Raw genomic sequence first — 13379 nt, 5'->3', positions numbered from 1 at the left:
TATCATGGATTTAGCTTATGTATTCGTTTATGTGGGATTAGCGTTGATGGTCTTGTTATCAGGCATTGGCAGCGCTATTGGAGTTTCAAAAGGTGGTAATGCAACCATCGGTGCACTGAAAAAGAAAGATGAAGCCTTTGGGAGCTACATGCTGTTAAGCGCTTTGCCAGGGACACAAGGATTGTATGGATTTGCCGGATTTTTCGTGATGAACCTGAAGCTCGCCTCCCTGGGAGCGGTCACGATGTTGCACGGGGCGGCTTTTCTGGGCGCTGGCCTTGCACTTGGTCTGGTCGCCCTTTTTTCGGCCATCCAGCAGGGAAACATTACTGCAAACGGCATCGCCGGGATCGGTTCAGGATATGATGTTTTTGGAAAAACAATGATTCTGGCTGTCTTTCCGGAACTGTATGCCATAGTTGCATTTGCTGTGACTTTTCTGATCAGTAATTCTCTATAATACGGCCTATTTATAACCATTACAAATAAAGGGGTGATGGGGACAAATTTCTGAATAATTACTAAGTTTACATCCTATAATAACGGTAGGATTACTATCAAAAGACAAAATTGATGAACTTATCACTTTCCAATAGCATGATGTGTATGTGTTGCTGTATGTTGTTCAAACATGTGGAAGGTGGAGTCATGCTTTTATAAAATACAGAGACATATTTAAAGAGCGAATAAATTCTGAGCCTTTCACAACATTGTGAGAGGCTTTTTTTTATCAAAAAACTAAAATAGAATGACAGATCTTAAATTTAGAGTCCAGGGAAAGGCTCAGTCGGCAGCCCGCTTTTCTGCAGATGTCCGGCAGTTTAATCTTATTATTGATGAGCCTCCTATTTTGGGCGGCGATGATTTTGGGGCCAATCCTGTTGAGTATTTATTGGCAAGTTATGCAGGTTGCATAAATGTAGTTGCACATCTTACTGCACGTGAATTAGGTGTAAATCTTAAAAGACTTGAGATAGCAGTTCAGGGAAGCATTAATCCTGCCCGGCTGCTGGGAAAATCAGATGACGAGAGGGCCGGGTTCAAGCAAATTGATGTGCACTTTTCACCTGAGACAGACGCATCGCCTGGACAAATTGAAAACTGGATCAAAACGATCAAAGCCCGGTGTCCAATCAATGATAATCTTGCTAATCCAACTCCACTTTCTTTTAATCTAGTCTTGGAGGCAGCAGCAATCTGAATAGTTAAAAATAAAAATCAAGAACAATGAACATTAAAATTAACGGAAAAGAAAGCGCAATTGAAAGCACACAGGTTTCGGTTGCAGAAGTTTTGAAAGCGAACGGCGTTCAGACTGTTGAAATGGTAACAGTTCAGTTAAACGGAGCTTTCATTGCTAAAGAACAGTTAGAATCAACCCTCCTAAAAGAAAATGATCAGGTTGATTTCCTTTATTTCATGGGCGGTGGTTCAATTTAAAAGGTATCAATCTAAATGTATGGAACCACTTGACTTCTCTACTAAAGTTTTGCACACGCCTTATTTGCGTGAAGATAGCCATCAAGCGCTGCGGATGCCGGTGTATGACAGTGTTGCATTTAGTTTTGATTCAGCGGAAGAGATTGAAGCGGCTTTCAGAGGCAGTAAAGCCGGGCATGTCTATTCCAGGATCACTAACCCGACATTGGAGCATTTTGAAAATCAAATGCGCACAGTATCCGGGGCTTTGGGAAGCATGGCTTTTTCGACTGGAATGGCTGCTCTCAGTAACCTGCTGGTTGCTATTGCCGGACAAGGAGAGAATATCATAACCACCCGAAAGATTTTTGGCAATACCTATTCGCTGTTCGCCGAAACGCTGACGGATTTGGGAATCGAATTTCGTTTTGCTGATTTCAGCCGGACTGAGACGATCGAACCTTTGATTGATGTAAATACACGGGCCATCTTTTTCGAAACCATCACCAATCCGCAAATGGAAGTGGCGGATACCAGGAAGCTGGCAACCATAGCGCGTAAGCATCATCTGCTTTTGTTGGCCGACACTACCCTCACTCCACCTTACCTCTTTCGGTCGAAAGAGTTTGGCGTTGATGTGGAGATGATTTCCAGCACCAAGTTCATTTCTGGAGGTGCCACTGCGTTAGGAGGAGTTATTCTGGACAATGGAACATATGATTGGGCTAAAAACCGGAAAGTCGCTCCGTTCGCAAGAAAATTCGGACCGTTCGCACTAATGGCCAAACTGCGAAAAGAAGTGGCCCGGAACTTGGGGGCAACTTTATCTGCACACAATGCCTGGTTGCAGTCACTGGGACTGGAAACTTTCACGCTCCGGGTAGACCAGGCTTGTCGCAATACACAGGCTATTGCTCAATGGCTGGAAGCCCAGCCCAAGGTACGTTCGGTGAACTATCCTGGCTTAAAAAGTTCTCACTTTTATGAAGTCAGCCAGCAGCAGTTTGGAAAGAGACCAGGAGCAGTGCTTACGTTTGACCTGGAGTCGAAGGAGCAATGTTTCGAGATGATTAATGGACTTCAGCTAATCCGGAAAGCCACGAATATCAATGATAACAAGTCACTGATCCTGCATCCGGCATCGACGATCTTTTGCGAGTACGATGCTGCCACGCTGAAGTCGCTTGATGTTCGCGAAACCACTATCCGGTTGGCCGTGGGCATTGAAGAAAGGCAAGATCTGATCAATGATCTGGCAAGTGCATTTCAACAAATTTGAAAGCAAACAAAAACCAAAAATCGTTAGGAATGAATTTTACGGAAGAACAAATTGAACGGTACAGCCGCCACCTGATTCTGCAGAATGTAGGGGTCGAAGGCCAGCAAAGAATTATGGAAGGAAAGGTGCTGGTGGTTGGTGCGGGTGGTCTTGGGTCGCCCGTGGCTCTTTACCTGGCTGCGGCTGGAGTAGGAACTATTGGTCTCATTGATGGCGACGTGGTGGACCGAACGAACCTGCAACGGCAGGTGATCCATTTTACCGCTGACCTGAATGTTCCCAAGGTGGAATCTGCTGCCAATAAAATCAAGCTGATCAACCCAGAAGTCAAAGTCAACACTTACAAGACGCTGTTGATGCCGGACAATGCGTTCGAGATCATCAACGATTATGATTTTATAATTGACGGCACCGATAATTTTCCCACCAAATTTATGGTGAACGATGCCTGCGTGATGGCGCAAAAGCCATTTTCGCACGGGGGCATTCTTCGCTTCGAGGGGCAAACAATGACTTATGTTCCTGGAAGTGCCTGCTACCGTTGTGTATTTGGTGGGCCGCCACCAAAAGATGCAGTGCCCAGCTGCTCTCAGGCGGGAGTTTTAGGCTCTATAGCGGGAATGTTGGGAACAATTCAGGCGACGGAAGCACTCAAATATTTGGTTGGGACCGGAGATTTGCTCACCAACCGCATGTTGATTTTCGATGCACTGAAAATGAAATTCAGGGAAGTCAATTTCACACCAAACAAAAACTGTAAACTCTGTGGAGAACATCCTGAAATCAAGACTCTGGAGATGGAGGAAATGCCAGCTTGCGATTTACATTAATCGAATCGTTAAAAACAACAGACAAATGATTAAAATAAAGCGAAACGTCCTGGAACAAATCCAACAGATTGCCAGGGAGGAGTTGCCCAATGAGGCCTGTGGCTATTTGGCGGGAAAGGATAATAAAATTACCCATTGTTACAGGTTGACCAATATCGATCACAGCCCGGAGCATTTCTCCTTTGATCCGAAAGAGCAATTTGAAACAATGATCAATGCCCGTAATAAAGGGCTGGAAATTATTGCCAACTTTCATAGTCACCCGGAAACGCCGGCCAGGCCTTCGAAAGAAGATATCAGGTTGGCATTCGATCCTCAAATTTTATATGGTATCATTTCATTGGCTGAACCCGCTGAAATCCTGAAATTTTTCAAGATCGAAAACGGAAAAGTCACGTCGGTTGATTATACACTCATTTAAGAAATTCAAAAAAAATCATGTACACGATACCCAATACACTAAAACGTGAAATAGAAGCTTTTTCCCGCGAAATAACAGATTTTCAGAGTGGGACAATTGAACCTGTCAAATTTAAAGCGATCCGTGTCCCGATGGGAATTTATGAGCAGCGGAACAACGGAACCTATATGGTACGGGCACGCTGTGCTGCCGGAGTAATTTCTCCTGCGCAGTTGCTTGGTGTTGCACGAATTGCCGCAAAACATGGCTGCGAACCGATCCATTTCACAACCCGCCAGGAATTACAGTTTCACAATGTCAGCCTGGAGCAAACGCCCGCTATTCTTGCTGAACTGTATGATCTGGGCCTTTCGTCGCGGGGAGGCGGAGGGAACACTGTGCGTAACATCATGGCTTCAGAAGATGCCGGTATTGCTACGGGTGAAGAGTTTGATGTGACGCCGTATGCGGTGGCGCTGACCAATACCCTGATCGCCGAGCCCGATTCATGGTCGCTGCCGCGGAAGTACAAAATCGCTTTTGCCGGAAACGAGTCAGACAATGCCAATGCGCTATTCAACGATCTGGGCTTTTTAGCCACAACTTTAAACGGGGAGAAAGGCTTTAAGGTGTTTCTTGGCGGCGGACTGGGCTCAAAACCATCGGCAGGGAATTTATTGTTTGACTTTCTTCCGGCGTCGGATATTTTATATGTTGCCGAAGCGGTTAAACAGCTTTTTTCAGAACATGGTAACCGCCGTAACCGGCACAAAGCGAGGATTCGATACATCTTTTATAAACTGGGAGTAGAAAAGGTTTTTGAGCTATTTCACGGTTACTTTAATCAACTGAAACAAGAACGAAAATACCCGTTGAACCTTCCTGAAATGCCTGCATCAACCAGCCAGCCAAACAGGTTGGCTCATGACGGGAGCAGGGCTTTTACTCTTTGGGCCCAAAGGTATGTGAATGAACAACGGCAGCAAGGGTTATATTCGGTGGAAATCCCGTTTGAACATGGCATGGCCGGTGCAAAGACGCTTGAACGTTTATCGCAAATTTTGATACCTTTTGGGCCCGGCTGCCTCCGTTTAACCATGAGGCAGAATATTTTACTTCGGAATATTCCCGGAGATCAACTGCAAAGCCTCTTTCATCTTTTAAATACCATTGGGATTGAAATCAGTTCTCCGAGGATTTTAAACAGCCTGGTGGCCTGTACCGGCGCCGATACTTGCCGACTGGGAATTTGCCTTTCCAAAGGAGCGTCAAAAGCCATTAAATCCAGGCTTTCGACTCTCGATAAACTGACATTGGATAAGGTTTCTAATTTCCGGATCAATTTGTCCGGATGTCCGAACTCCTGCGGACAACACCAGGTAGCTAATCTGGGATTTTACGGACGGGCTTCGCGGAATGAAAGGCTTTACCCGGCTTATTACGTCACGCTTGGGGGACAGACTGGCTGGGGCATAGCTCGTTTGGGTGAGATGATCGGCCAGATTAGCGCCCGTGATCTTCCGGTTTTTGCAGCAGAAGTGATAGAATTGTACGCATCTCGAAAAGAAGCATATGACGGTTTCGATTCCTATTTGCAAGCTGGAGGGGAAAAAGAAATCGGTCAGTTGCTGAAAAAGTACGACGAGGTCCCGTCGTTTGAAGAAGACAAAAATTATTATTTCGATTGGGGAGCGCAGGAATTGTTCTCGTTGACGGGAAAAGGGCAGGCTGAATGTTCTGCCGGAATGTTTGACATGATCGATTTTGACAGGGATTTCATCCTGGAACTTCAGAAGAAGATCAAAGAAAGTTTCCATGAAACAGCAACGAGTCAATTACTGTATGAAGTTGTTTTTCATGCTTCGCGTATGTTGCTGGTTACCCGTGGAATTGAACCCAAAAACCGGGAGGAGGTTTTTACCGCTTTCAAAGATGACTTTATCCGTGAGGGTCATGTGGATATGAAATTTGGTCCGGTGGTTCAACTGGCCCTAAAAAATCCGGAAGGCAACTTTCAGGAATACCAGGGACTCATTTTTGAATTGGCTTCATCCGTTATTGAGCTATACAATAGCATGGATGATTCTCTTCAATTTAAAGTGAAACAGGTAAAGCCAAAATCTGAAAGCCCCGAAAATGAAGCACAAGAAAAACGTTTCAAGGATTTTCGGGGAGTGGCTTGTCCAATGAATTTTGTGAAGACCAAGATCGAACTGGCTCAGATGCATTCCGGTGAATTCCTAGAAATTTTGCTGGATGACGGAGCACCGATCAACAATGTTCCCGGTTCGGTGCGCGGTGAAGGGCATGACGTGTCAGAGGTCAAAAATGTGGAAAATTATTGGTCAGTACTAATCCGTAAAAAATAAAAATTTGGAAAAAATGGATTTCTAAATAATTGCTGGTGATCTGCGTGTGCTATTTCTTTGCCACTCAATTTTTTGACAAAGTTATTTCGCTTCCCGGAACGATAAAGGGGCGGTTGCTATTCTTGGTAACCGTCCTTCGAATGTGTTCAGTTTTTCCCTTTCGATATCTCACATTCTCTTCGCATGGAAAACCTGACATGCACCCCGTTGACCTCATCCGGGATAGCTCACGCCAGTAAATCAAAAATTTAAATTTAGCGGCGTGCCAGAAGCCATGAAAAAGTGTGCAAGGTGGCAGCGATCTATAATGAATGATTTCAGAAACTTAAAACCCGTTTCAAGTTACTCTATAAGACAAGCCGGCGATGATGGTTTTTTGATTCAAGTTGATCAAAGGATTTGCACGGAAGCTGGGATCCGTCATCCAGTATAACTGCCCCGTTTAGTCTGGGACAAATATAAAGAAGTATCCAGGCATGGAAGGTCATTAGGATCGGGCGGGTCGATTATGGGATGTGCTTACCCAGGCCGGCAATAATTATCAGGCCCGCAGAATCAGCCAGATGAGTAATAATGACCTTAAGTATGGGGACATCAAAATAGATCAAGAAAACTAAGCAACCCTGGAGGATATCTTTCGTTACAACCGCGATGAAAAGTGGGTCAAAAGATCCATCGGCAGGTGGAGGACTTTGAACGAAAAGTAAAGTGCAAAAGAAATGGAGTCTGCAGTTTATTCCCTGCAATTGACATATATGATCCGTTCCCAGTAAACATATTGAATGAATTTAATCGACTCTTTATTACTTCAAATGGTTAACTTTTTTTATCGGAATTTCCTTTGTTTCAAGTTTTGATTTCAGAATTGAAATGTCATCAGACATGCGGGTATCAACAATTCTAGCATAAATCTGTGTCGTTTGCAACGAGGTGTGTCCAAGCATTTTTGAGACCGTTTCGATCGGGACTCCGTTACTAAGGGTTACCGTGGTGGCAAAAGTGTGCCGGGCCAAATGAAAAGTGAGGTTCTTTTTAATCCCACAGATATCTGCTATTTCCTTGAGGTAATTATTTAATTTTTGATTAGAAATCACAGGGAATACTGTTCCGCGATGCACTGAACGGGGGTGATCCTTGTACTGCTCAATTATTTCCTGGGCTTTAGGCAATATTGGAAGTCTTAATGCGGTATTGGTCTTTTTTCGTGTTGTAATAATCCAATAGTTTCCGTCAATTCCGAGGTGAATATTTTCCAATTTTAACCGAATGGCATCGCTATAGGCGAGTCCTGTATAGCAGCTGAATATAAAGAGATTTTTGGTGTATTTTAGGCGATCTACCTTGAATTCTGCATTTTCCAGAATTTGCAGTTCGTCTGGTTCCAGATATTCACGATCAAATTTCTTGAACTTAATTTGATAGCTCTCAAATGGATTCTTGTTTGTCCATTCAAGTTTCTTCGCTAATTTGATGACTTTACGTACACGTTCCAAGTGCTTCATTATTCCATTGTTGGATAATGGTTTTATATGATCCGTTGGTTGTCGTGTTCTCAGAAAATACTCAAAGTCAGTAATAAATTTGTAGTTTATTTTCGAAAGATATATATCGGATGTTTGGAGGCGTTTGTGTAGAAATTCTCTCACATATTTCCCGGTAGTTTCATAATGTTGGAGGGTTGATTCTGAAAGGTCACTCGTGGATATCTTTTGATGATAGTCAAAAGCGACGAGCAGAGTTTTGCCCTGTTCTTTAATTCCAAGAAAGTGGTTTTTTACAGCCTTGGGAGTGGGCAGCTCTCCTTCTACCATAAGTTCCCTGTAGATGTTAGATAATTTTGTTCTTACCTGATCCAGAAATTGGTTGAGTTTTTTTTGCTCTCCTGATTTGCCTTTTGCCATTCCTTTGACTGAATTCCAGTCCTTAGGTTCCACTCGTTGTTTTAATGAGATTTCTGCCCTTGAACCATTGATGGTAATTCGGGCAAAAATTCGTTGGCTTTTTAGATCATTTTTTTCTCTGCTTTGTCTTGTGATAAACTGAATTCCAAATGATTGCATCGTTTCCATATTCATTTGTTTTAGTGTGTTCTGAACTGTTTTATTTGATGATCCCATTTTTGCTCACCGGAAAATGCTTCAAACAAGATCATTTTTGCCAATAAATTAATGAGTTCTGTTTCCGTATCCTTCAGATATACAAATCAATGCAAGGATGCTGGTGAGCAAATTTAGTATAAAAAAAAGCTCACCGGATCGTACACCAGCAATATGGTTTTGATTGGATTATTTTGATATGTTAAAAAATAGAAAAAGCCAATAAATCAACGATTTACTGGCTTTTGATGTCGTTTGGAATCCTAAAAAGAGGTCTCTGGCGGATTCGAACCGCCGTACGCGGTTTTGCAGACCGCTGCCTAGCCACTCGGCCAAGAGACCGATTTTTAATGGACTGCAAATGTAATAAAATTTTCTTCTTTTGAGCAAGAATTTTAGTCCGCGTCTGAATAAAACTCCTGAAGTTAGGACTTATTTGCACTTTGACAGTTTGTATTGCTTGGCAAATTTTACTTAGGTCAGGGGTGCAGGTCATTCATTTATTCCTATTTTAGCACGCATGAATCTTGCTAAACGGATAAGGTATTGTCTAATCACTTTTCTTTTCCAGCTGATTTTTTTGCTGGCCAATGCCCAAAGTAAGTTGTCGTTTGAGCAGCTAACCATTGAGCATGGCTTGGCAAATAACTCCGTGCGTACCATGCTTCAGGATCAGGAGGGTTACCTCTGGTTTGGAACCTTGAACGGGCTTAGCCGATACGACGGAAAACAGTTCAAGACATTTGACTACGATCCGGGTGATTCGACTTCAATCGGGAACAATAAAATACGCGGACTTTTTCAGGATGGTGCCGGCTACATTTGGGCAACGACCTACGATGATCATGCGCACCGGTTTGATCCGCAGACAGAGACATTTATTAATTTTCCCTCAAACCTGGGAGAAGAGTATATTGATTGTACCGTCAGCTCGGTTTATGAGTCGTCACCCGGTGTTGTCTGGATGTATCTGGGAGGCAAAGGCTGTGTGCGGATTATTTCTACAGCCGAATCGCCTGACTATTCAAGCTGGTTTTTTTCCTCAAATAATGGGCTGACCTCGGATTATCTGAATGAAATTTGGGCCGATCGAAACAATGGGCTTTGGGTTGGAACCTACGAGGGCATCAGCTATCTGCCGGACGACCGCATGTCGGTTGATTCCTCGGGAAAGGCGCGGCAGTTTCTTGCTGATCCGGGTAGGAGTGTTGTGGCTTTTTGCGAAACCGAAACGGCGGTGTGGGCCGGAACACAAACCGGCGAACTTTTCAAAATAAGCCAGGGCCAAGCCGAACTGGTTTGGAAAACACCCGCACTGAGTAACGGAACACAGCGTGTTCGCGACCTGCAAGCGTCAAAAGATGGGCGTGTGATTGTGGCGACAGAAAGTGGCCTGCTTGTCGTGGATAGTGAAACGGGGGGCCAACAGTATTTCAATCGCGATAATAGCAGCCTCCCCACCAACTTGCTGGCTTCGTTCTACCTCGATCAGCACAGCGATTGCTGGTTTGTGACCGATTTACGTGGCGTGGTACGTTTTCAGCCCGATCTTCAGAAGTTTACCCACTATCCGCTTCAGCCCGAAGTCCGGCAATCCATTTTGGAAGGGGAGAAGCAGGTGTTTCAGGAAGACCAAAACGGTGATTTGTGGGTGGGGATTTACGGTGGCGGAATATCGCGCTTTGACCGGGAGCAGGAGGTTTTTGAACAGTTTTTGAACGAGGAGAATAACCCCGGTAGCCTGTCTTCGAACCTGATTTTGTCCATTGCACACGACCGGTCCGGCAATATTTGGGCCGGAACCTACAAGCGCGGGGTGAATAAAGTCAACTTGGAACAGTCGAACTTTCATTCGTTGAAAAACAAAACAGGTGCCGAACGTGATTTTTCCAATGAAGTGCGCGCCGTTTATGAAGATAGTCGTAAGTGGATATGGACCGGCAATAAAAGAGGGGAAGTGATAGTGTATGACCAGGAATTTCAGCCGCTTTTCAATTTGAAGGATCTGCTGCCGGCCTTGAGAATACATTCGGGCGTTTATGCTTTTGAAGAAGATGGAAACGGCAACATCTGGATTGGCACCAAGGGCGACGGCATATTTGTACTAAAAAATATCCCCTCGAACCATTCGGTTTCCGCATTCAATCAGGTAGAAATCCAACGGTTTTCGACCAGCTCGCCGGAGCGCAGCCGCTTGAGCCACAACGATGCGTTTGATTTGCACGAAGACCGGCATGGACAAATGTGGGTCGCGCTTTATCATGGCGGTGTCAATATTATTCGAAATCCGCTGCGCAATGGGCAGGAAGTGTTGCATTATCGGCATAACGAAAACGACAAGTTCGCCCTTTCCGATGATCGGGTGCGTTGTTTTTTGGAAGATCGCCAGGGTAACATGTGGGTTGGCACCTCCAATGGCTTGAATTTCGTGGCCGGGCAATACGTGACGGCCGACAACCTGAAGTTCCGGCAGATTGAACGGACGAATGATCCGCTGGGTTTATCTTATAACGATGTGATTGGTGTTTCGCAGGATTCGGACGGAACGATCTGGGTTGGAACCTATGGTGGCGGAATCAATCGATTGAAGTCGGTGCCGGCTGATCAGCCATTTCAGTTCGATTATATCAGGGAAAGCGATGGGTTGACGAGCAACCTGGTGCTTAGTATTGTTGAAGACCACCACGGCTTTTTGTGGGTGGGCACCGATTTTGGCTTAAGCAAGTACGATCCGAAAGCACAAACATTCGAAAATTTTTATGCCGCAAACGGGTTGGGAGAGAATTCTTTTTCTGAAGGCCCTGGAATTTTAACCAGCTCAAACAAGCTTGTTTTTGGTCATATTTCGGGTATGGTTTGGTTCGAAACAGATTCTGTGCAAAAGTCACAGCGGCAAGTTCCGCTGGTGCTGACCAACTTATTGGTTAATGGCAAAACCGACAAAGAAAAACTATCGGAGGCGAGGCATGTTTTAAACGATCCCTCAGAATCAATCCGGCTCAAATACAACGAAAATGTGATTACTTTTGAATTTGCAGCGCTCGACTTTAAAGCCCCTTCAAAAATTCAATACGCCTTTCAACTCGAAGAATACGAGCAAAACTGGAACCGGTCGGGAAACCTCAGTTCAGCTATTTATCGGGAATTGCAGCCGGGCGATTACCGGTTCCGCATGCGGGCATCGAACAGCGATGGAGTATGGACTAACCCGGAAATGACGCTGAACTTGAGTATTGCCCCGCCGCCATGGAAAACCTGGTGGGCGTACACCGCTTACTTTCTGCTGGCCTTTGGCTTGTTTTGGCTGGCCCGCCGCATCATCCTGGAACGCATCCGACTCAAGCATGAGGTGCAGTTTGAAAAACAGCTGGCCGACGATAAGCTCAAATTTTACACCAGCATTTCGCATGAGTTTAAAACGCCATTGGCCTTGATTCTGGGGCCGGTTGAAGACTTGCTTGGTGGTAGAAATCTTTCACCAGCGGTGGAAAAACCATTGCGCATGGTGAGGCGCAACACCCACCGCTTGTTGGAGTTGATTGATCAGCTAATGGATTTCAGGAAAATTCAGAAGGGTTTTTTCAAGCCAACACCTGTTCGGGGAGCGCTTGTTCCGTTTTTGGATGAGATTTTTCAAACGTTCAAGCCACTGGCTGAACGTAAGCAGATTGACTTTTCATTTAGGTCCGAAGCGCCTGATCGCCCGGTGATGCTGGATTTTAGATCGCTTGAGAAAATCGTTTTTAACCTTTTGTCCAATGCCTTTAAACACACGGCCTCTGGTCAGCGAATTGTGCTGAATTTGGAGTTGGCCGAAGCACAGAACCAGCTTCTGATCTCGGTTTCTGACAAAGGTGAAGGCATTCGCAAAAAGGACTTACCGCATATTTTTGAGCGGTTTAACCTGGGCAACCGTTCGCGCTGGAAAGAAGAATCAAGCACCGGAATTGGCTTGTCGCTGGTGCGCGAGCTTGTGGAAATGCAGGGTGGCGTGGTTTCGGTTGAAAGCACCTTGGGTAAAGGAAGCTGCTTTACCGTAAAATTGCCGTTGGTGTTCGCTTCCGAAGATGAAATGGACCGTTCGGCTGTGCTTCCGGAACTCAATTACACAAAAAAGTTTGTGGATGTGGTCGATGAAGATGAGCCGGATGCGGAACCACTTGGAAGGAAATCGGAAAAAGAAAAGGAGACGATTTTGGTGGTGGAAGACAACCTCGATTTACAGCTTTATCTTCGAAATAATTTATCGTCGAATTATCACGTGTTGCAAGCGGCAAATGGAAAAATTGGCTTGGAACTGGCAAAAAATAAAGATCCGGACCTCATCGTTTGCGATATCATGATGCCTGAAATGGACGGTATTGAATTGACCCGCATGTTGAAAACGGAGTTTCACACCAGCCACATTCCCATCATCCTGCTGACGGCTAAATCGCTGGAAGAGCACAAGATTGAGGGTATTGAGACCGGAGCCGATGACTACATCACCAAGCCCTTCAATATGATATATTTGGAGAAGCGGATCAAAAATATGCTGAAGCAGCGCAAACAACTGCGAGAACGTTTTAGCCGCGATTTGCAGACAGCACCCAAGGCTTTGGCACATTCCGCAGCCGATCAGGAGTTTTTGGACAAGGTGGTTCAATTGGTAGAGGAAAACCTGTCCGATCCGGATTTTTCAATCGAAACCTTGCTTCAACATTTTAGTTACGGCAGAACCGTTTTTTACAAAAAGATGAAGGGGATATCTGGTTATTCACCAAAAGATTTTCTACGCATTGTCCGCATGAAAAAAGCGGGCAGCTTGTTGTGCGACACCAACCAAACGGTTTCGGAAGTGGCTTTTGCTATTGGCTTTAATGATCCAAACTACTTCAGCAAACAATTCAAAAAGCACTTCGGAGAGAATCCATCGGAATACCAGAAAAGAGTTTGCCAGGGTAATAATCCAGATGGTGAAGGTGATTAATTAGTTAATCCTTATGA

Annotated in this window: 9 protein-coding genes and 1 tRNA gene; 8 read left to right on the top strand and 2 right to left on the bottom strand. The window is 44.8% G+C overall.

Features of this window, described 5'->3' with window-relative positions; all coding sequences use genetic code 11:
- Positions 1 to 4: 4 nt before the first annotated feature.
- From NC99_RS10770 to NC99_RS10740, 7 genes are all read left to right on the top strand, one after another.
- A complete protein-coding gene (locus tag NC99_RS10770) occupies positions 5 to 460 on the top strand; it encodes an ATP synthase subunit K (RefSeq protein ID WP_053183514.1) in 456 nt (151 codons plus the stop codon).
- 288 nt (positions 461 to 748) lie between these two features.
- Positions 749 to 1201: an OsmC family protein gene (locus NC99_RS10765; RefSeq protein WP_053183512.1), complete on the top strand. Its 453-nt coding sequence runs from the start codon at positions 749 to 751 to the stop codon at positions 1199 to 1201.
- Positions 1202 to 1227: 26 nt separating this feature from the next.
- Positions 1228 to 1440 carry a sulfur carrier protein ThiS gene (gene thiS / locus NC99_RS10760; RefSeq protein WP_053183509.1) on the top strand — a complete coding sequence of 71 codons (213 nt, stop codon included), beginning with the start codon at positions 1228 to 1230 and terminating at the stop codon, positions 1438 to 1440.
- A gap of 19 nt (positions 1441 to 1459) precedes the next feature.
- Positions 1460 to 2698: a PLP-dependent transferase gene (locus tag NC99_RS10755; RefSeq protein WP_053183507.1), complete on the top strand. Its 1239-nt coding sequence runs from the start codon at positions 1460 to 1462 to the stop codon at positions 2696 to 2698.
- 29 nt (positions 2699 to 2727) lie between these two features.
- Positions 2728 to 3528, top strand: coding sequence for a HesA/MoeB/ThiF family protein (locus tag NC99_RS10750; protein ID WP_053183591.1), 801 nt, complete (start codon positions 2728 to 2730; stop codon positions 3526 to 3528).
- Positions 3529 to 3553: 25 nt separating this feature from the next.
- Entirely contained in the window at positions 3554 to 3949 is a 396-nt protein-coding gene (locus NC99_RS10745) for a M67 family metallopeptidase (RefSeq protein ID WP_053183505.1), read from the top strand.
- Positions 3950 to 3966: 17 nt separating this feature from the next.
- The gene (locus NC99_RS10740) at positions 3967 to 6297 is read left to right on the top strand and encodes a sulfurtransferase TusA family protein (protein ID WP_082326435.1); all 2331 of its coding nucleotides are present in this window, start codon (positions 3967 to 3969) and stop codon (positions 6295 to 6297) included.
- A gap of 803 nt (positions 6298 to 7100) precedes the next feature.
- Here NC99_RS10740 and NC99_RS10735 read toward each other — a convergent pair.
- Together NC99_RS10735 and NC99_RS10730 are read right to left on the bottom strand one after the other, a co-directional pair.
- Positions 7101 to 8366, bottom strand: a complete 1266-nt coding sequence (locus NC99_RS10735; RefSeq protein WP_053183589.1) for a site-specific integrase — start codon at positions 8364 to 8366, stop codon at positions 7101 to 7103.
- A gap of 298 nt (positions 8367 to 8664) precedes the next feature.
- Positions 8665 to 8735, bottom strand: a tRNA-Cys gene (locus NC99_RS10730).
- A gap of 178 nt (positions 8736 to 8913) precedes the next feature.
- Between NC99_RS10730 and NC99_RS10725 the strand changes: the two genes are divergently transcribed.
- Positions 8914 to 13362 (top strand): hybrid sensor histidine kinase/response regulator transcription factor, encoded by a 4449-nt coding sequence (locus tag NC99_RS10725; protein ID WP_082326434.1) that lies wholly within the window; start codon positions 8914 to 8916, stop codon positions 13360 to 13362.
- The last annotated feature ends 17 nt before the right edge of the window (positions 13363 to 13379 follow it).

The sequence above is a fragment of the Sunxiuqinia dokdonensis genome (assembly GCF_001270965.1).
GTDB classification, from domain to species: domain Bacteria; phylum Bacteroidota; class Bacteroidia; order Bacteroidales; family Prolixibacteraceae; genus Sunxiuqinia; species Sunxiuqinia dokdonensis.
The sequence above is the reverse complement of the archived record's forward strand: the minus strand, read 5'-3'. Positions and strand labels throughout refer to the sequence as shown.